The following is a 20396-nucleotide window of genomic DNA, read 5'->3' on the forward strand; positions in this document are numbered from 1 at the left end:
GATTAACAATATAGAGTACTCAAGGGTGTTTTGGATGTAAATAAAAGTGAATAAGGTTAATTAAAGGGGTAGTAATATGCTTGCAGAATTATGTAATGCTGCACTAGTTGGGCTAATCTTTATTGGTTTAGGTTTCTTGATTTCAAGAGGAGCGTTAGTATTAAGTAAAAAAATATTAACCTTTTTTACTGTAATCTTAGACTTTTTTATAGACATAGTAAAACTTATAAGAAGTAAATTCTCGCATAAGTAAAAAACAAAAACACTTTACTAACAGGTTTACTTTAGAGGCTCAAAACAAAAATAAACATCAAGTTAAGAAAAGCAACTTTAGAAGTAAAGATATAATTAGATATTGAAATGTAGATTTTATTAATAGTCTCAATTATCAGAGGATGATAGTTGGGGCTTTTTTGTTTGTATATTTTGTATATATAGATAGATTAGTTCAAAGTGAAATATCTAAATGTGGATGGTAATGGAAATATAACCACTTATGAGTATACAGGCTTTGGCAAGGTAAAGAAGGTAGCTTACCATGGTGATAGTACTATAGCAGCTTATTATGTTATCTATCAATACGATACTGTTGGAAGAGTTATTAGGAAGCAGGATTCTGTAGGGGTAGCGAATATTTACACTTACGACAGTGCAGGAAGAGAACTTACCTCCACAGAAGAAAATGTAGATGGAACTGAAGCTATAGAGGTAGCAACAACCTATGATAAGAACGGAAATAAGAGATTCTTAACTGATGGTAATGGCGTAGTTACAGAAAATGTTTATGATGAACTTAACAAATTAGTAACTAGTACAATCTACGTTACTGACGGTAGTGGAAATAAAGTTAAGCATACAACCAGCTATATCTACGATAAGAATAACAATTTATTAAAAGAGATTGATTGGCTGGGAAATGAAAAAACTTATGTTTATGATGCTTTAGATAGGGTTGTTGAAAAATACGATCAAAATAATAAGCTAATACAAAAGTTAGAATACTACCACAATGGAACACAATCAAAATCTTATGATGCCCTTCAAAATGTTACTTTGTACTATTATGATAAAAATAATAGACTTATAAAAACTGTAGATTCAGAAGGTCATATTACACTTCAGCATTACGATGAAGTAGGCAATATTGACCAAAAGACAGATGGTGATAACAACACCACTTACTACAGTTATGATCAGTACAATAGATTGGTATCAGTAAAGAATGCTAAAGGTGAAATAACGAACTACACCTATGACTTAAATGGTAACATGCTTACTGAGGTAGATGCACAAGGCAATATCACAACCTTTGAATACAATGTGGCCAACAAGCTAATAAGGAAGATTTTCCATGGAGGAAGAACTGGAAGTAGCGGAAGCTACACTTATGATCCTTCAAAGACAGAAAGCTACACTTATTATGCAAATAGTGATTTAAGAACTAAGGTTGACAGAAACGGAGTAACGTCAACTTACACTTATGATATTCATGGAAGAAAAACTTCAGAAGCTATAGGAAGTATAACTAATTCCTTTGGCTATGACGACAATGGAAATCAAATTAGAATTACCGATTCAACAGGTACTACTACTAGAACCTATGATGAACTAAATAGGGTCACTTCAAAGTCAGTACCAACTGTTGGAACAATTGTTTATAAATATGATATAATCTCAGGTATAAATGGGTTAGACTCAGGAAACTTTGGAGAGTCAGAAACAGATCCAAAGGGCAACGTAACCTTAAAGATATATGACAAAGCTGGAAGAATCAAAAAGGTAATAGCGGGAGATGACACAACAACCTACAACTATTACGATAATGGAAGCTTGAATAGCGTAGTATATCCAAATGGTTATAGTGAAGAATACACATATTATAAGGACAAACTATTAAGAACTCTTGTAAATAAAACAGCTAACGGAACAGTAATTGAAAGCTACAGCTATACTTATGATAATGCGCATAATATGCTTTCAAAGACTGACAACAAAGGAACTACAAGTTATACCTATGATGAGCTAAACAGATTAAAGACAGTAACAGAGCCAAGTGGTAAGGTTACAACTTATACCTATACTTCAGCTGGAAACAGAAATACTGAAACAGTTGTAGAAGGTTCAAATACTACAGTTAAGACTTATACTTATGATGCTTTAAATAGACTTTTAAGTATAATCGTTAGTTTAAATACAGTTACTGTTGAAAATACTGCATACACTTATGACAACAATGGAAATCAGTTGACTTCAAGAGTAGATTCTTATGTTAATGGTTTATTGCAGTCATCTAGCGTAACTACAAATGTGTATGACAGGTTAAATCAATTAATACAAACAACTACTCCTGATAACACAACTATTAAGAATATCTATAATGGAGAAGGTCTAAGAGTAGAAAAGCAAGTAGGAAATACTTCTACAAAATATCTTTATTCTTCAGATAAAGTGGTGTTAGAATTAGATGGAAATGATAATCTAATTGCCAGAAACATCTACGGAATAAACCTGCTTGAAAGAATAACAGATAGCAAAAAAGCTTACTACTTATATAATGGACATGCTGATACTACAAAGCTTATAGCACAGGATGGAACAGTGCTAAATAACTACTACTATGATGCTTTTGGTAATATCACAGATTCCAATGAAAATATGGACAATCCATATAGATATGCAGGCTATCAATATGATAAGGAAACAAAAACTTACTATGTTATAGCAAGAATGTATGATCCAAGTACAGGCAGATTCTTGCAAGAAGATAGCTACTCAGGAGATATAAATGATCCGCTTAGCTTGAATCTTTACACTTACTGTCATAATGAGCCGAACATGTACAATGATCCTACTGGGCATACCTTTGATTGGCTAGGAAATGTTTGGAATGGAGCTAAAAAAGCAGTATCTGATACGTGCAATGCAGTAGAATCTGCTGTATCGGAAGTAGGCAATGGTATAAAGGATGCTGTATCGGAAGTAGGCAATGGTATAAAGAATGCTGCATCTGAAGTAGGCAATGGTATTAAAAAAGCAACATCATCAATTGCAGGTTCCTTTTCGACTGGCACTTTAGCAAGCCTTGTTGGTAAAAAGATTTCATCAATAGGTGAATTAATAAAAAAGGGTGACTTTTATACTTTACTTTATGGGAAAGATGAAAATACAGCTCCTCTTATGCCAGTATCTAATGTTAAAGACGATTATTGGAAGGCAAATCCTAATGGAAATATAGGAGAAAAACTGTTATATGTTTGGTCAAAGACTCTGTACCCAGGTCTAGATGCCATATCTAAATGGGAAGAAAATAATTCAGGAGCTTTGAATAATGTATCAATGGCAATGATGTTCATTCCAGGAGGGATGAAAAGCCCAATTGTTGCTGAAGAAGCAGTGGATAGAAAACAGAGTCAAATTGAGATAAGAGAGCGAGTACTAAAAAATATTGAAGAAAGCAAAACAGCTAGGGAAGCATCAAATTATAGTGAGTTTGCAGAGTTTGAAAATAGATTAAAGGGGGTAAGAGAACCTGAAATCGTGTTGCCAAGTAAACCACATACAAATGGAACTGAAGGTCATTGGGAAACAATACTTGATGAAGTAGATGTCATGAAAAATAGTGGTGATTATAAAAAGGTATATGTGAACAAAGGTCTTAGCAATGAAATTCCAGGAGCAAAGCCTAATAGAAGACCAGATGTAATGGGCGTAAGACATGATGGTACAATAGACCAAGTTGAAGTGCCAAGTAAGACAGATGACCCTCTAGCATTAAGGAATAGGATGAAAGATAATCAAAGAATAATTGGAGATAGAGCTGGAAGTATCAAAGTAAGACCAATAGATAAATAAGGAGATAATTTATGGAGAATGAAACAATTTCAATAACATTCAATGGTGAAGTGGATGGAGATAATGCTAAATGGACACAGTGGTACAATGACGCTAAAAAGATTATTAGGTTATTAGGATATGAACCCACTCATGCAGGAATAGATAGTACAACATTAACATCTGGAAAAGTAATGATGTTAAGAAAAAGTGAAAAGAAAATTATTAATTCTATAGAAAATGGAGATAAGATAAAGTATATTTCTATGTTTTCACTTCCAGATGATTATAAGAGTGCTTCTTTTGATTATAATGTGCTTTTAGCAAGAGATGATGGGTATATAACCTTAATCATGAATAAAAGTGATTTTAATAATATACAAGAAGAAACTATTATAAGCATATTAAGAAAATATATTGCAGTAAAGTCTGGAGAAGTATATGAAATGGATAGAACCGAATTTCCATTATTCTATGCAGCTAAGGATAATCCAGCGTCATCGTTTAAAACTTTAAAAATAATTAAAGCAATACACTAGATGCATTATTATTGAAAAAGCCGATGCATAAAGAATTAAGATTGAGAAACTATAAAAAATAACGTTAGCATATCTATTAAATGAATGCATAATTGTAATAATGCGGTGAAAGAAAGATTAAGTGAACTAGCTGAAAAATAAGTAGGCTAGTTCATTGCTTTTTAGAGTGATAAAATAGTGATAGATGTTGAAAACAGTAGTCTCTACCACTAAAAGATAATAAGACAAACTCTGCCCCAAGGGGGTGGCTGATGCTAGTGAACTAGCAAAGCCTGGAGAAGATTTATATGTTGGTACGTACAGTAAATCAAGGTATGCTAATATAAAATCAGGATTAAATGAAACACACACTCCTCATCATGCTGTTCAAGATGCAATAAGCGAAACAACACATGGAAAAGGAACTACAATTAATATTAGAAAAGATTTACATGAGTTGACAGGAACGTTTAGAAAAACAAGAGATATAGACCCTACGGACTTAAGAAAGAATCTTGCTGCTGATGTAAGTGAACTAAGAAATATTTTAAAAGATGCAGGATATGATAGAAACACAATTAATAGACAATTGCAAGAGTTAATTAGACAAAATAAAGCTACAGGCAATTTCTTGAAAAAATAAAGAGGTGATAAAGAATGGATAAAGAAAAGGCATTAAGCTTTTTAAAAGAAAATCAACCTATGCCAAATGATAAAAATTTAAATGAAAGCCTAATTAGTATGTACGATGAAGTAAGAAGATACTTTTTAGCTAATCCAGATGAAGAGTGTTTACCATTATTTTTAAATTCCTTTGGTGAATATGGTGGCATGGGAGTATATCAATTGGTTGAAGACGTAATTTTAAAATTTAAACATGATAAAGTTGTGAGTTGTTTACTAGATGCATTGAAAAGCAAATTTAATGGAGTAAAGTATTGGTGTGCTCAAATCTGTGCACTATTTCCAGATAAAAAATTAATTACTCCACTAGAAAAGTTACTAAATGATTCAAGCCAAGATATTAGAATGTCAGTAATAACTTCACTGTCTCAAATACAAGATGAAAAAGTGATTACTATATTGAAAAATCAACTAAGTGTTGAGGAAGATGATGAAGTTAAAGATTTTTTAATTGATGTAATTGAAGATATAAAAGGGAATATTTAAGTCTCGATTCAAAATTAAAAGATAACTGACTTCAAAATTAATATTTTTATAAAAAATACCATAAATTAATAAAAGTTATAAAGGTACTCACTGCATAATATTAATAATGCAGTGAGAAACAGACAAAATGAACTAGCTGAAAAATAAGTAGGCTAGTTCATTACTTTCTATATTGATAAAATAGTAGCAGACGTTGAAAATACTTGAGGTTACAACTAAAGGATAATAAGACAGGCTCTGCCCCAAGGGGTAAGTAATCCTGTTTCTAGAAAGGAAGCTTTGTCAGAAATTAAGAAGGATTTAGGGATAAGTAAATCGCAACAGCCTCTTGAGCAAAAAATGGTTCCTTTATTGGATGAAAATAAAAATAGAATTCTAGATGCGAATAATAACTTTGTAGAAACACGTGAGTTAACATATTCAGTACAAGGAAATCCTATAGATAAGGTGGTTATACAAGAAATACTAAGAACGGAGCCGTTCAGGGTATGAAGGACCATTATTACTTTAATTATAGAAATAAAAAATAGGTGGTGAAACTATGTTTGAAGGAATTGATAATGCAGTTGTAATTAAGAATATTTTTGGCGACAAAAATGTATTTGAAAAAGCTGAACTAATTAATGTAAATTGGCAAATGATTGATTCTAGAATTGAGTTATCAATATTAGTTCATGATGAGCCAAAAAAGGTTCCTAAAAAATGGGGGGGCTTTGAAAGTGTCTATGTAAGGCTAGAGTTTTATGGCTTGAACTATTTAAGAATAGACGTAAAAGAAGATAAGCCAAGAATCGAGAAGTTTACTATGCAGAGCAATAGCGATAAGTACTGTTGCAAAATATCTATGAGTGATGAGCAGGAAGTTCAGTGTACGTTTGAAGTGGCTAGTATTCAAAATATTAAACCGTTTGTAGATAAGCAGTAAATATTTATCAGTTTAAATCTATGTGGAATTGAGCGATATTGTAGAAGTGGCACAGATTTTTGTTGCAACTTCTTTTCTGTCACTGAAATTTTCTATCTAAGACCAGGGGGTGTCAGACCCTAAACTTGTAGAAATAATTGACCACAAGGGAGGTACATTCAAGATAAATGATTGGAGTGCATATCCAGATGAATATGTTCCGATGCTAGATAAGAATAAAGTATGGACTCTTCTAGAAGCTGATGAGTACGAACTTGCAAGAAAACAAGCAAATTATGTAAATAGATATCTAAGAAAGTGAGACAGGTATTATAGTGATAATAGGTTGGAAATTCATGAAGTTGAACCTGTTAAATTTGGAGGTAGTCCAACAGATGTAGCTAATAAAACAGCAATACAAGGACAGGCACATAGGAAATATGTAACGCCATGTTGGATAAATAATTATGAATTATTTCGATAAAGATATTTTTAATGGCTTTAATTTTCAAGAAGATGAACAAAATACAGAAAGCCAAATATGGAAGGTAGAAGCGGAATTAGCAATTAAGTTTCCTGAAGAATACAGAAGTTTTTTTAAGCTATACAATGGTGGTAGTGGAGAAATAGGAGAATACTATATTGACTTATGGAGTATAGAGGATATTGTAGATTTCTATGAAGAAAACATGGGAGAGGAATCAAAGGACTTAGTTGTATTTGCATCTGATGGATGTGGGATGGCATATGCATTCAAAAAAGGTAATGCAGAAATTAGATTCATTCCTATGGATTCCTTAGAATATGAGTATTCAAAAATATGTAGTGATAATTTCTATCAATTTATTCAGGACATGTATTTAGGTAAGCTAAAAGAATATTAAACATAAACAGAGTAATTAAAAATATTCTGGAATCCTAAATAATGTAGCAAATGAAGTTATAAGAAGCTGCATAAAAGTTTATGTTAAGCTGATTAAGTAAGAATAAATAAAAGTAGTATTGATTTTAGCTGCATAAGATAAATTATGCAGTGAGAAAAGTAAAAAGTGAACTAGCTGAAAAATAAGTAAGATAGTTCATTGTTTTTTTCAGTGATAAAATAGTGGTAGATGTTTAAAATAGTAGACTCTACCACTAATAAATAATAAGACAGACTCTGCCCCAATGGGGTAGGTAACCCTAATTCAAAAGAAATATTTTTAGATACTGCGTATTCTCATGACTTAGCTAGAAAAACATTAATAGATGAACTCGATTCAACAGGTGCTTTTAAGAATGGTTCAAATTCATACCAAGGAATATTAAAATCAAGTTATGGGTACGAAAAGCAAATAGGAAGACAATCTTTAGATGGAAAAGTTAGATGGAAAAGTTAGATGGAGATTAGATTTTGATGAGAAAATTGGAGTGCACTATAACATTGAAGACTTTAGCAAAGGAAAAGGAGCAAATGAAGTGAAAAAGGTGATTCCAATTGATATATAAGAACAAGAGTATAATAAAATTATAGATTTATGGAATAAGTAGAGGTAATAAAATATGAATGAAGAAACTAAAAGAAAATATGATGAGTTGAAAGAGAAAAACAGAATAACTTCAATTCAAAAGTCATGGGAAAATAATGTGCTATTACAAGAGTGTGTAGAATCTACAGGAGGAGAACTTTTAAATTATGATGAAGGTAATAAGATATTAGAAGAGATACAGGAAAAAGTCCCATTTAGATTAGATGGAAGAGTAGATTTTTCTGAATTTAAGTCAAAATATAATATCATTGCAATATCTAGTCTTAGTGAATTAATTAAAAATTCTATAGAATTTTATGTAATGTGGGATGAGGTAAATTTACCATGTTTAAAATCTGAATTAAAAGATATCATTAGATGTATTGATGATGTTACAGCTGTTAGTTTTGACACATGGGTGGTTTCTTCAGATTATGATATAATAATAGAATTCTATCATGAGGGAGATATAATGTTAGGCATTTTATCTTAAATAAGATGCAAAATTATAATATATTTAAATGCATAAAAATTAATATTAATAGAATTCAGTTAAGTCAATACAATAATTTAATAAACTAATAGTATAGTCTAAATAATGCAGTGAAAAAGATGAAATGAATCAGCTGAAATTAAGTAAGCTGATTCATTGTTCTTTTAGCTGTTAATATATGCTACAAATACATCATTGAAAAAAACTATATTAAAAAGTGACGATAACACATCAGAAAACAGAGCTTTAGAAGACTGTGAATAAGAGTGGCATTGAATTTTAAAAGTGTTGAATAAAGGCTAAAGCTACTGATTTTTTAAATAGACTTTTAAGTATAATGGTCAGTTTAAATACAGTTACTGTTGAAAACACTGTATACACTTATGATAATAATGGCAATCAGTTGACTTCAAAAGTAGATTCTTATGTTAATGGTTTATTGCAGTCATCTAGCGTAACTACAAATGTGTATGACAGTTTAAATCAATTAATACAAACAACTACTCCAGATAACACAACTATTAAGAATATCTATAATGGAGAAGGTTTAAGAGTAGAAAAGCAAGTAGGAAATTCTTCTACAAAATATCTTTATTCTTCAGATAAAGTGGTGTTAGAATTAAATGGAAGTGGTAACTTGGTTGTTAGAAAAGTTTAGGGAATAGACCTGCTTGAAAGAAAATAGATAGCAAAATAGCTTATTATAGCTATAATGGACATGCTGATACAAAAAAGCTTATATCACAGGATTGAACAGTTCTTAAAAGGTACTAGTATGATGTCTTTGATAATATTACAGAGTCTAATAAAAAAACGGACAACCCATATAGATATGCAGGTTATCAGTACGATGAGGAAACAGTCACTTACTATATAATGTGCAGAATGTATGAACCCAATATAGCTAGGTTCTTACAGAAGGATATTTATAGGGGAGATATAAAAGATCCGCTGAGCTTAAATCCATATACTTATTGTCATAATGAGCCGTTGATGTACAACGACCCTACAGGACATTTTTTTGAAAAGTTAAAGAGTTGGGAAAGCAAATAATATCTTATGACCCGAGAAGAGATGATAAATTAGACAAAGAAGGACAGGGTATTAATAAATGGTGGGTGACAGGCTTTAATCCGAATTATGATGATGTTAATGCCAGCAAGTTGACGCTACTTACGCAGTTAACTTATCTAGAAAGGAAGGTCTGTATGATGCTTATATAAATTCAAAGGAATACAAAGAAAATAAAGACAAATGGTCGATAGGAAATAAGAATAAGTATATACTCACTTATAAATTTGAAGGAGAAGATAAAGAGCCTATGAAAAAGTTTATAGTTAGTTCTATACTTATACTTAGTATATTATTATTAAGTTCATGTTCAGTAGGAAGGTCAAGAACAGAAATGCTTAACAATAGTAGCGATGAGAAAAAAGCAGATACTCGATTAGAGCAAGTGATTGAAGCTATTAAAAATAATGATAAGGCTGATTTAAAATCTATGTTTTCCAAACAGGCATTGAGTCAAGCAGTTGATTTTGACGGCAGTATGAATGACTTGTTTAGTTTTTTTCAAGGTAAAGTTGATTCGTGGAAAAAATCAGATGGTCCCACTGTATTTGAATCAAATAATCATGGACATAGTACTAAAGAAGTTAATTCATATTATTATGTAACAACCAATAAGCAAAAATACTTCTTTTTATTACGAGATTACCCCAATGACACGAATAACCCAGATAATGTTGGTCTTTATATGCTTTTGGTGGTAAAAGCTGAAGATGAAGAAAAAATTTATGATGAAAACCAAAAGATATTGTATGAATGGAAAGAAAAAGTTATCACACGCTGGAATTTATATACCGATAAAATAACAAAAGATAGATGCGAAGTAGTTTATTGAGAGAATTAAAGCTATAGCATTATTCTTTTCTAACTTAACGAATAAAGAAAAAATGGTTCTGAAACATTGGATTGATAATACAATAGAAGAGGATTTGGCTAATACGTCTAATAATATATTAGATGCCAATAAAGAGGAGGTGGAGCATGTGGTAGCAAACAATACGTTTTTGTTAAAAGAAATGAAGGAAGAAGCTAAAAAGAAGGATTACAAGAAGGGCAGAGGGCAAAAGTGATTGAAATAGCAAAGAATTTACTAGACGTTCTAGATGAGGAAACTATTGTAGCTAAAACAGGTCTTTCAGTAGAATTAGTAAAAGAACTTAGAAAAGAAAAAGATAGCTAAAAAATAGAAATAAGTGATATTAAGGATTAAATTCAGGAGTATGTCTTGGATTTGATCCTTATTTTAATTACAGGAGAATTATTGTAATTTATATACAAATAATTTCTTGCACATATAAAACAAGTTATAAAGTAAGGAAAATCAATGATTTTTAGAGGATGGTAATTGGGGGGATATTCTTATCAAATGCAACTGCGAAAAATGTAAAAAAGTTAAGAATGATTTATGTTTACAAGTAAAATAGACAAGAATAATATTTATGTTAGTTATTAAATGTAGGGGGAAAAGGTATTATGAATACAAAAAAATAATAAATTGTTTATTGGAATTTTAAGTTTTTTGATAGAACTTTCTTTATATTATAATGGACAGCCGTGCTTTTATTCAACCTAAGACATTATAAGTTAATATATCCCCTTATAACGATGTGAATTTCAGTATGCTCATAGTATATGCACTCATGTGAATAGTCTGAAGTTCGTCTCGATTACATAAAATGTTTATTTATTATTTAAATTATGAAAGGAATGATGGTAACAATGAAGCTAGCACGGAAAATAATAGCTGTTATAGTGATGGTAACTTTCTTATCGTCACAGGTTACGTCTCTTAGCGATGTATTCGGTATAAAGACTTTGCCAGTTTCAGCAGCAACAAATGATATTAAAACTGACGCATCAAAAAGTGATAAGGATAAGAAGGAAGTTAGCAATGCTAATGGGACAAGCTCTAATACCAGTGATAACTCAAGCAACAATACAAAAGATAGTTCAAATAAAGACAAAAACAGTGATGAAAGTAAAAGTTCAAGTGATGCTGGAAGTAAAGCTACTAACAGTACAACTACTTCAAACACTTCCAATGATTCTAATAACACAAAAGATTCTGCAAAGATAGACAGTAATAGTAAAATTGATACCACTCCTAATACATCTACAAATAGATCAAACTTATTAAATGCGGAGTTATTTGCTAGTACTGCAAGCATTGATCAAATGGTTTTAACTGTTCAGCAATGGCTTAATCAAACCTACGGTGCCAATCCAAAATTCAAGAGTGTTTTTCCAAATGGAGTTACAGAGAGTGGTAAGACAGGTATTGAAGTCGAGCAGGCCTTGATTACTGCACTGCAAATAGAATTAGGCATAGCAACTCCTACAGGTACCTTTGGACCTGCTACAACTGCTGCTTTTAAGCCCATGACAATAAGAGCATCGAATAACATAACAACTCCAAGTAATATGGAGTATATATTGCAGGGAGGCTTTTATTGCAAAGGATATTCTCCAGGAGGATTTTCAGGGATCTTTTATACCCAAACTCAAAATGCAGTAAAGCAATTCCAAGCTGATGCTGGTCTTACAAATTGTGATGGCGTTGTAACTGCAATGGTTATGAAGGCTCTTTTAAATACAGATCCCTTTGTTTTATCCTACAATGGTGATGCGAAGATAAGACAGATACAGCAGAACTTAAATAATAAATATAATGCTTACACAGGGCTTTTGCCTACAAATGGAGTATATGTTGCAGCTACTAACAAAGCTTTGATTTATGCTCTTCAAGCAGAAGAGGGACTTAGTACTAGTACTGCAAACGGTGCTTTTGGTCCTACAACAACTTCAAGTTGTCCAATCCTTCAGCCAGGTGATACTAGGACTAACTTTGTAAAGATCTTGGAATATGCCTTGTATTGTAACGGGTTCGATCCTGGTTCTTTTGATGGTACTTATGGAAGCGGCGTAACTTCAGCGGTAAAGTCCTTCCAAGCCTTGATGCGTCTTCCTGTAACAGGTATTGCAGATATGCCTACAATAAAGGCTACCCTTGCAAGTTGTGGAGACACTAATAGATCAGCCACTGCGGCAGATTGTGCAACTATACTTACAAATGCTACAGCAACTACCTTAAAGAACAATGGATATAATATTATCGGAAGATATTTGACAGGAAAAGCAAATGGGATAAGCAAAGCACTGACAGCTTCCGAGATCAAGATAATCTTTAACAATGGATTAAAGTTCTTCCCAATCTACGAAACTAGCGGAACCTATCTTTCGTATTTTACAGCTTCTCAGGGAATAACTGATGCTGCAAATGCAATTAATGCTTCTGCAAACCTGGGATTACCTAGCGGTACTACTATTTACTTCGCTGTAGACTTTGATGCCATGGATTCGGATGTTACAAGTAATGTAATGCCTTACTTCCAAGCTATAAGTTCGTATTTTGGTAGTCATAATAGCAATGGCTACAAGATTGGTGTGTATGGCGCAAGAAATGTAGCGGCAAGAGTATATAGCGCAGGTTATGCTTCCAATATCTTTGTTTGTGATATGTCCACTGGCTTTAGTGGTAATCTTGGCTACAAAATACCTACTCAATGGGCCTTTGATCAATTTACTACAGTAACTATAGGCAGCGGTACAGCAGGACAGCTTGAGATTGACAAAGATAGTTTTTCTGGAAATGATCCAGGAGTTAGCTATGTAGTTGCAAGCTCCAATACTCCACAGGTTTATTCTGATGTTCCAGTTATGCCAAGCGAAACAAAGGTTGCTGATCCGGTTGATTCTAGTACAGGCTCCCATGTGATTGAGAAAAATTTCTTAGAAGTTCAAGGTGCACAAAAATTCTCCTTTGAACTAAACTATAACTCATCACAGCTTTCAACAGGTGCTATGGGAAAAGGCTGGTACAACAATTATGAGATGAGAATTGAAAAACAGCCTGATGGATCCTTATATTATTACACCTATCCATCCTCATATATGACATTTACACAAAGTTCCACTGCAGGAGTGTATACAACTAGCACAACTGGAAAGAAAAACTGGAGTATAACAGTAAATTCTGATGGAACATATTTATTAAATTGCGGAAACAATATAAAATACGGCTTTGATAAATATGGTGCATTAACTAAGGTTCAAAACAAACTTGGTATGGTTATAAATGTAACCTATCCAAACTCATCAAGCATGGTTATCACTGAGCCTATTTCAGGAAAGGCTATAACAGTAAATTACAGCAATGGCTTTGTAAGCAGTATTACTGATAGTGCCACAAGGACAGTGAGCTTCCAGTATGACAATAATATGTGTTTATCAGCAATTACTGATGAAAACGGCAAAACTGAAAAATACACCTACGACTCTGCAGGTCATGCGCTCACTGGAACAGATGGAGATAATGAAGTTTACTTTACAGATACTTATGACAGGTCAGGGAAAATAACTTCACAAGATGATGGTGTTTCAGGAAACAAGCTCACATATTTTAGCTATGATACAACCTCAGTAAGTGGTCAAACTATTGTCACTGTGACAGATAGAAATGGAAACAGCTATAAGAATGTTTTCAATAGCAATAAACAGCTTTTATCTTATACAGACCAGAACGGCAATACGAAAAAATATACCTATGATGACAATGGAAATATACTAACTGAGACTTATGCAAATGGAAATGTCACAACAAAAACCTATGATACCAATAATAATCTGTTAACCTCAACAGATGCAGTAGGTTCAAAGACAACCTTCACCTATGATTCAAATAACAATATGCTGTCTCAGAAAAATCCTGATGGTGGTACTACACAATATACCTATGACGGTAATAACAGAATTTTAACTAGCACAGATGCCCGTGGAAATATTACCAAATATGTTTATGATACTAACGGTCTTCCTATAGAAAAAGATATTAGTGATCATAAGTACACCTTTACCTATCAAAGTGGATTAGTAGGTACAGCAACAGATCCACAGTTAGTGGCTACTACCTTTACCTATGACGGTGCTGGACATGTAGCTACCTCCACTGATGCAAAAGGAAACAAAACAACTAATTCCTATGATAAAAAAGGCAATCTATTAAGTAAGACTGATCCAAATGGAGGAATAGTTTCATATACCTATGACAGCAGAGGAAATTTAATAACTCAGACAGATGCTAATGGCAACAAAAGATCCTATGTCTATAATGCTAACAATAAAGTTACATCTATGACTGATGAAAAAGGTGGAATTACAACCTACACCTATGATGGTGAGGATAGAGAAATTCAAGTTAAGGATGCCCAAGGAAATATAACATCAACCTCATATGATGCTGATGGTCGTGTCACAAGTAAGACAGATGCCAATGGAAATATAACAAAGTATACCTATGATGCAGTGGGCAATGTTCTAACCACAACAAAACCAAGCGGTGGAACTATCACTGATACCTATTATGCTAACAATAAGTTAAAGACAGAAACTGATGCTGCAGGTAATATTAACACTTACAAGTATGATACAAACTGGAGACTTAGCTCTATTACTGATCCACTAGGTAACTCAACTGCAAATACCTATGACCTTCAGGGTAATCTTTTAAGTGAAACTGATAAAATGGGAGATGTGACAACTTACACCTATGACTCCTATGGAAACATGCTCACAAAAACAGACCCTAATGGAAATATAACTACCTATACCTATGATGGAAATAATAAAAGAATAAGTATAAAAGATGCTCTAGGAAATATGACTACGTATGCTTATGATTTAGCAGGTCTACTTAAATCAGCTACTGATGCAAATAACAATACTGTAACCTATACCTATGATGCAGATGGAAGATTAACAGCACAGACAGATGCACTTGGAAATGTGACAAGTACCTTATATGATGCTAATGGAAATACAGTTAAAAAGACTGATGGCAATGGAAATTCAAAAACTTTTGCCTATGATGCTGCTAATTTACTAATATCTTCAGTGGATGAGTTGGGAAATAAGACAAGCAATACCTACGATTCTATGGGAAATCTTACTCAAGTGGTTGATGCCATGGGCAATAAGACCGTTTCAAAGTACGATGCAGGTGGAAGACTTATATCCGTCACTGATGCTATGAATGGAGTAAGCACTTGTCAGTACACTGCTGATGGAAACACTGCATCTCTTACAGGACCAGCAGGAGGAACAATAGCTTATACCTATGATACTTCTGGAAGAATGACTTCTGAAAGTACACCATCTGGAGGAAAGATAAGCTACACTTATAATTCCTTAAACTTATTATCTGAGCTTACAAACGCTAGGGGACAAAAAAGAGACTATACTTATGATGCAGCAGGAAGAATTAAAAGCTTTACTGATACTGAAGGTACAACCTCTTATACCTATGATAAGAATGGTAATGTGCTTACAGTTACTGATGCACAAGGCACTATATCTCGTCAGTTCGATGCTCTAAATCGAGTTGTAAAATATACTGATGTAAATAAAAATGTGATACAATACAGCTATGACGCTGTAGGCAATCTTTCATCTATTACCTATCCAAACGGAAGCAAGGTAAGCTATGCATATGATGCAGGGAACCATCTTTCAACCGTTACAGACTGGGCAAATAGAATAACAACTTACAGTTATGACAACAGTGGAAATCTTATAAAAACAGTAAGACCAGATGGAAGTATCCTAACTGAAGGCTATGATGCAGCAAGAAGACTTACTTCAACGAAAGATACAGATAAATCTGGTAATATAATAAATAGTTACACTTATGAGTACAATGCAAATGGTCTAATCACAAAGGAAGTATCTTCAAATGGACAGATTACTTCAACAATGACCTATGATGCTTTAGGCAGAGTGATGAGCCGAAGCGATGCTGACTCTACAGGTAAAGCTACAGCAAGCTATACTTATACCTATGATGCCGCAGGAAATATAACCACTGGCGGCGGCACAATGATCTATGATAAGAACAATAGACTCATTACCTATAATGGAAGTACTATATCCTACGATGATGATGGAAACATGACCAGCGGTATTCTTAAGGGAAGTTCAACAAACTTCATTTATGATTCAGGAAATAGACTTACTCAAGCAGGTGGAGCAACCTATGCTTATGATGCTTTAAATAACCGTATCTCACAAACTGTAAACAGTAAAAAGACTACTTATGTATATGACGGTATTTCAAGTGATCTAAGCAGACTACTTGTAAGCACAGATTCAACTGGAAATAGCACCTACTATGTATATGGAATAGGACTTTTAGGTGAGCAAAATTCAACTGGTTATCTTGTATACCATTATGACCTAAGAGGAAGTACAACAGCTTTAACCAATATGCAGCAAGTAGTTACTGATAGATATACCTACGGAGCATATGGTGAACTTTTGACTCACACAGGAACTGCTACAACCTCTTTCATATACAATGGCCGTGACGGTGTTATGACTGATTCCAACGGACTTTACTACATGAGAGCTCGTTACTATTCACCAGAACTTAAGAGATTCATAAATGCCGATACTCTAAAAGGTTCCGTAAGCAATGGAGAAACTCTTAATAACTACGCTTATGCCAATGGAAACCCGATATCAATGGTTGACCCATTTGGTAGATGTGCAGATATGGCAAGTGATGTAGGACATAGTGTTTTAGATACCTTAGGTTTAATACCATTTTTAGGAGCAGTACCAGATACAGCAAATGCAGTGTGGTATGCCTTCCAAGGAAAATGGGGATATGCAGGATTGTCTTTAGCGTGTGCAATACCTTTCTTCGGTGACTTTGCTGACGCAGGAAAAATTGCTAAAGATGCAGTTGATATAGAAAAAGATACTAAGTCTATTTATGAGATTGGTGAGGATGCTGAGAGTATTTTTAAGGGGGTGGGTAGTTCTAGTTCTCTAGCGAAAATTGGCGGAGAAAGTTCCGCACTTCCAAGTAATTTATTGACTAAAGAGGCTATTATAAAGGAGCTTGATGGAGTAACGCCTAAATCAACAGAAATTGCGAATGCAATCAAAAATGGGGATTTAAAAGTTACAACTATAAGCGATAGATTATTTGATATGTGGGTTGGTGAAGGTGCACAAGCGAGGGCAGTGGGTGACCATCTATATTTAAGGTCCAGTTCAAAAAGTTATTACAGTGATGTAGTACATGAGGGAATCCATGGCACAGACTTCCTAAATGGTTATGGTGCTGGTAAAGCTAAAACAACATGGCAATGGGAAAAGCGAGCATATTATTATGAAAGACAATTTCAAATAAATTCAGGTAGACCAGTTGACTATAAGACACTACCTCAGATGTTATATCATATTAAACATAATTATCCTGAAGTATTGAGAAACCCAAATGACTAAAAAGAAAGAATACTTAATATTCATAGAAAGGGTAAACGACAAACAGGTATATTAAAAAGAGGTGAGAAAATGATTGATTTAATATCTAATATGTTAACAAGTATTAACACAAGCAATATAGCCCCTTTATTGATTAATTCAGAAAAAATAGTAGGTCCTCGTTCTCTAAGAGTAGTGATGATTAATATTGTTGAATGGTTAAAGCTAGAATATAAGAGAGAAACTCAAAAAAGACCATCAAAACCATTGCTATTAAATTATAATTATGATTGGTGTAACAATGTAAAAACTTTGATTGAATCAGATTATATTTTTTCTCAAGTATTTTCTGTCTGTGAGGGTAGTTTATATTATAATAAATCTTTAGATGACAGCAGTATAAGCGAAGCAAGACGACTATGTTTTGAAGGGTTTAATCCACCTGAGTTTACAACGATGAGAAAGAAATAGTAAATTTTTAAACTTACTTCATAAGTTTAAACTATCTCGCTACAAAAGTTAATATGCTTCTGATTTATTCCCCAAAGATTTAAATATGATAAATAATATATGGAAAAATCAAGTGATACATACTGCATAATATTAATAATGCAGTGAAAAGATGAAATGAATCAGCTGAATTTAAGTAGGCTGGTTCATTATTTTTTTAGCAGTCAACATATACTATAAGTTCATTCTTCAAAAGAAGTACATTAAAAAGCAACGACAATACATCAGAAGACAGAGATTTATGAGAATGTGAATAAGAATATCATTCAGATTGAAAAGCTGTAAAGAATGGCTAAATCAGCTGAATTTATAATAGAATATAAATATATATTATAATAATGATAAAAGAGTTAATGTTTCCAATCGGGGAGCATTAACTCTTTTTTAATGTAAAGAAATTGGAGGGAGTAATAACAATGTGTCAATTAATTGAAGAGTTTAAGATAAGTTTAATCGAGGATGGAAAGAGTCCAAAACAATAGAAAGCTATGTTGGTGATACTAAAGCTTTTATAGAATTTCTAAGAACTAAAGGAGTTGAATTCAATGGTAATCTTCAACGATTCTACTTAGTAAGCTACAAGAATTTTCTAGTGGAGAATAACTATGAGGTAGCAACAATCAATAAAAAGATTAATAGCATTCATTCACTAAATAGATACTTAATAGCTGCTGGTGAGATGAAAGAAATAGTTGTAAAAAATTCTAAGGACAGAGTAAAGATTGCCTATGGTTCAGAAAAACAAGTGGAAGTCTATTCAGAGAAGGAGGTTGATAAGATACTCTTCTACATTCAGAACGAGGACAAGGTAAGTAAAAGGAATAAGGTAATCATAATGTTACTGCTTTATACAGGAGTTAGAGTAAGTGAGCTATGTAGCATAAAGATTAGAGATATTGATTTCTTGAATTACTCAATAAAAATTTACGGAAAGGGAGGTAAGTTTAGAGAAGTTCCATTGAAATTCGATTTAGCGGATGCAATCAAGGAATACATTAAGGATAGAGATTATAATGCTAAGGATTCTGAATATCTAATAGCAGGTCATAGTAGTATCGATACTACTATGACCTTTTATATTAACAGCAGTAGAGAAGAAAAAATGAAGGCATTAAGCCTGTTGTAGGAGGGAAAAAGAATGATAACAATTTACACTTTAGAAGAAATTAAGCAACTAAGAAATATATCAGAAGCAATGAAAGAAGACAAACCAATAAGACCTATATTGGACAATAAAGATGATGGTGAATATAAGAGATGCAATTGTAAAATCAATAACAACTCTGACCAATCAACTTCATGAACAGTTAAATTACAACTACCCAAGCTATAAAAAATTTTTTCTGATGTGAATAGTAAAACTGCATTAGCATTCTATGAGGAGTACCCATCACCGAAACATCTAAGAGGTGTAACCGATGAAGATTTAGCAGGATTTCTAAGGAAACCTAGTCATAATAGTTGGTCAAAAAGAAAGGCTAAGGAGATACTGGACATTGTAGAAAGTGATGGAGATACAACAAGAGAGTACCAAGAGGCTAGAGATTTCATCATTCAGAGCATTGTAAGGGACATTGCTTTTAAGAGTGAGGAAATTAAGAAAGTTGAGGTAGAGATGAAAAAGCTGCTTGAGCTTCTAGGTTTAAAGCTTGAAACAATCCCAGGGATAGATACTGTAACTGCAATAGCACTTGTTGCTCACATAGGTGACATTAAAAGATTCCGTAATGCTGATAAGCTAGCTAAGTTTTCTGGAATAGCACCAGTTAATTTCAGTTCAGCAGGTAAAGGAAACATAAGAAGAGCAAGCAGGGTAATAGAGAACTCTATGGAGTGTTCTATTTCCTAGCAGTGCAACAGATACAAGTATCAAAGAAAGGAACTCCTAGAAATCCAGTTTTCCTAGAATACTACAAGAGAAAAGTTTCAGAGGGTAAGAGCAAGATACAAGCATTGGTGTGTGTGATGAGAAGGCTTAATAACATCATCTATGGGATGATGAAGAACAAGACTAAATACATTTTACCAGATATGGAAGTAGAGCAAATAGCATGATAAAATAGTGGTAG

The 20396-nt window shown here is 33.1% G+C and carries 21 protein-coding genes; all 21 read left to right on the forward strand.

The features are described from left to right. Positions 1-76 precede the first annotated feature (76 nt). The gene (locus tag GXK57_RS15190; RefSeq protein ID WP_160678003.1) at positions 77-253 is read left to right on the forward strand and encodes a hypothetical protein; all 177 of its coding nucleotides are present in this window, start codon (positions 77-79) and stop codon (positions 251-253) included. 200 nt (positions 254-453) lie between these two features. Next, the gene (locus tag GXK57_RS15195; RefSeq protein WP_160678005.1) at positions 454-3852 is read left to right on the forward strand and encodes an RHS repeat-associated core domain-containing protein; all 3399 of its coding nucleotides are present in this window, start codon (positions 454-456) and stop codon (positions 3850-3852) included. Between the two features lie 11 nt (positions 3853-3863). Then, positions 3864-4370: a hypothetical protein gene (locus tag GXK57_RS15200; protein WP_160678007.1), complete on the forward strand. Its 507-nt coding sequence runs from the start codon at positions 3864-3866 to the stop codon at positions 4368-4370. A 244-nt stretch (positions 4371-4614) separates the two neighbouring features. Next, positions 4615-4992: a hypothetical protein gene (locus GXK57_RS15205; RefSeq protein WP_160678009.1), complete on the forward strand. Its 378-nt coding sequence runs from the start codon at positions 4615-4617 to the stop codon at positions 4990-4992. Between the two features lie 14 nt (positions 4993-5006). Next, the gene (locus GXK57_RS15210) at positions 5007-5519 is read left to right on the forward strand and encodes a HEAT repeat domain-containing protein (RefSeq protein ID WP_160678011.1); all 513 of its coding nucleotides are present in this window, start codon (positions 5007-5009) and stop codon (positions 5517-5519) included. 279 nt (positions 5520-5798) lie between these two features. Continuing rightward, the gene (locus GXK57_RS15215; RefSeq protein WP_243156443.1) at positions 5799-6011 is read left to right on the forward strand and encodes a hypothetical protein; all 213 of its coding nucleotides are present in this window, start codon (positions 5799-5801) and stop codon (positions 6009-6011) included. Positions 6012-6060: 49 nt separating this feature from the next. Next, on the forward strand, positions 6061-6444 hold the full coding sequence (locus tag GXK57_RS15220) for an immunity 50 family protein (RefSeq protein WP_160678013.1): 384 nt from the start codon (positions 6061-6063) through the stop codon (positions 6442-6444). A 109-nt stretch (positions 6445-6553) separates the two neighbouring features. Continuing rightward, positions 6554-6745 carry a hypothetical protein gene (locus GXK57_RS15225; protein WP_160678015.1) on the forward strand — a complete coding sequence of 64 codons (192 nt, stop codon included), beginning with the start codon at positions 6554-6556 and terminating at the stop codon, positions 6743-6745. A gap of 145 nt (positions 6746-6890) precedes the next feature. Next, on the forward strand, positions 6891-7307 hold the full coding sequence (locus tag GXK57_RS15230) for an SMI1/KNR4 family protein (RefSeq protein ID WP_160678017.1): 417 nt from the start codon (positions 6891-6893) through the stop codon (positions 7305-7307). 469 nt (positions 7308-7776) lie between these two features. Next, the gene (locus GXK57_RS26885; RefSeq protein ID WP_279285508.1) at positions 7777-7911 is read left to right on the forward strand and encodes a hypothetical protein; all 135 of its coding nucleotides are present in this window, start codon (positions 7777-7779) and stop codon (positions 7909-7911) included. A 54-nt stretch (positions 7912-7965) separates the two neighbouring features. Beyond that, on the forward strand, positions 7966-8424 hold the full coding sequence (locus tag GXK57_RS15235) for a hypothetical protein (RefSeq protein WP_160678019.1): 459 nt from the start codon (positions 7966-7968) through the stop codon (positions 8422-8424). A gap of 337 nt (positions 8425-8761) precedes the next feature. After that, the gene (locus GXK57_RS15240) at positions 8762-9082 is read left to right on the forward strand and encodes a hypothetical protein (RefSeq protein ID WP_160678021.1); all 321 of its coding nucleotides are present in this window, start codon (positions 8762-8764) and stop codon (positions 9080-9082) included. Positions 9083-9461: 379 nt separating this feature from the next. Continuing rightward, positions 9462-9647: a hypothetical protein gene (locus tag GXK57_RS15250; protein WP_160678023.1), complete on the forward strand. Its 186-nt coding sequence runs from the start codon at positions 9462-9464 to the stop codon at positions 9645-9647. A gap of 98 nt (positions 9648-9745) precedes the next feature. Next, positions 9746-10327 carry a DUF5104 domain-containing protein gene (locus tag GXK57_RS15255; RefSeq protein WP_160678025.1) on the forward strand — a complete coding sequence of 194 codons (582 nt, stop codon included), beginning with the start codon at positions 9746-9748 and terminating at the stop codon, positions 10325-10327. 94 nt (positions 10328-10421) lie between these two features. Continuing rightward, positions 10422-10562, forward strand: coding sequence for a hypothetical protein (locus tag GXK57_RS15260; RefSeq protein ID WP_207710237.1), 141 nt, complete (start codon positions 10422-10424; stop codon positions 10560-10562). Positions 10563-11211: 649 nt separating this feature from the next. Continuing rightward, positions 11212-17838, forward strand: coding sequence for a glycoside hydrolase domain-containing protein (locus GXK57_RS15265; RefSeq protein ID WP_160678029.1), 6627 nt, complete (start codon positions 11212-11214; stop codon positions 17836-17838). Between the two features lie 69 nt (positions 17839-17907). Then, positions 17908-18288, forward strand: coding sequence for a hypothetical protein (locus GXK57_RS15270; RefSeq protein WP_160678031.1), 381 nt, complete (start codon positions 17908-17910; stop codon positions 18286-18288). Between the two features lie 631 nt (positions 18289-18919). Then, positions 18920-19453, forward strand: coding sequence for a tyrosine-type recombinase/integrase (locus GXK57_RS15275; protein WP_243156444.1), 534 nt, complete (start codon positions 18920-18922; stop codon positions 19451-19453). A gap of 12 nt (positions 19454-19465) precedes the next feature. After that, a complete protein-coding gene (locus tag GXK57_RS26630) occupies positions 19466-19630 on the forward strand; it encodes a hypothetical protein (protein ID WP_243156445.1) in 165 nt (54 codons plus the stop codon). Positions 19631-19675: 45 nt separating this feature from the next. Next, positions 19676-20176, forward strand: a complete 501-nt coding sequence (locus tag GXK57_RS26635) for a transposase (RefSeq protein ID WP_243156446.1) — start codon at positions 19676-19678, stop codon at positions 20174-20176. Continuing rightward, positions 20161-20382 carry a hypothetical protein gene (locus GXK57_RS26640; RefSeq protein ID WP_243156447.1) on the forward strand — a complete coding sequence of 74 codons (222 nt, stop codon included), beginning with the start codon at positions 20161-20163 and terminating at the stop codon, positions 20380-20382. Before GXK57_RS26635 ends, GXK57_RS26640 begins: the two co-directional genes overlap by 16 nt. Positions 20383-20396: the final 14 nt, after the last annotated feature.

This window comes from Clostridium sp. C8-1-8 (assembly GCF_009928445.1).
In the GTDB taxonomy this organism is placed as follows: domain Bacteria; phylum Bacillota; class Clostridia; order Clostridiales; family Clostridiaceae; genus Clostridium_AR.

Coding starts and splice junctions, on each gene's coding strand:
- GXK57_RS15230 (WP_160678017.1), top strand. CDS start 6,891: ATGAATTATTTCGATAAAGATATTTTTAATGGCTTTAATTTTCAAGAA.
- GXK57_RS26885 (WP_279285508.1), top strand. CDS start 7,777: ATGGAAAAGTTAGATGGAAAAGTTAGATGGAGATTAGATTTTGATGAG.
- GXK57_RS15190 (WP_160678003.1), top strand. CDS start 77: ATGCTTGCAGAATTATGTAATGCTGCACTAGTTGGGCTAATCTTTATT.
- GXK57_RS15200 (WP_160678007.1), top strand. CDS start 3,864: ATGGAGAATGAAACAATTTCAATAACATTCAATGGTGAAGTGGATGGA.
- GXK57_RS15235 (WP_160678019.1), top strand. CDS start 7,966: ATGAATGAAGAAACTAAAAGAAAATATGATGAGTTGAAAGAGAAAAAC.
- GXK57_RS26630 (WP_243156445.1), top strand. CDS start 19,466: ATGATAACAATTTACACTTTAGAAGAAATTAAGCAACTAAGAAATATA.
- GXK57_RS15270 (WP_160678031.1), top strand. CDS start 17,908: ATGATTGATTTAATATCTAATATGTTAACAAGTATTAACACAAGCAAT.
- GXK57_RS15220 (WP_160678013.1), top strand. CDS start 6,061: ATGTTTGAAGGAATTGATAATGCAGTTGTAATTAAGAATATTTTTGGC.
- GXK57_RS15265 (WP_160678029.1), top strand. CDS start 11,212: ATGAAGCTAGCACGGAAAATAATAGCTGTTATAGTGATGGTAACTTTC.
- GXK57_RS15210 (WP_160678011.1), top strand. CDS start 5,007: ATGGATAAAGAAAAGGCATTAAGCTTTTTAAAAGAAAATCAACCTATG.
- GXK57_RS15255 (WP_160678025.1), top strand. CDS start 9,746: ATGAAAAAGTTTATAGTTAGTTCTATACTTATACTTAGTATATTATTA.
- GXK57_RS15240 (WP_160678021.1), top strand. CDS start 8,762: ATGGTCAGTTTAAATACAGTTACTGTTGAAAACACTGTATACACTTAT.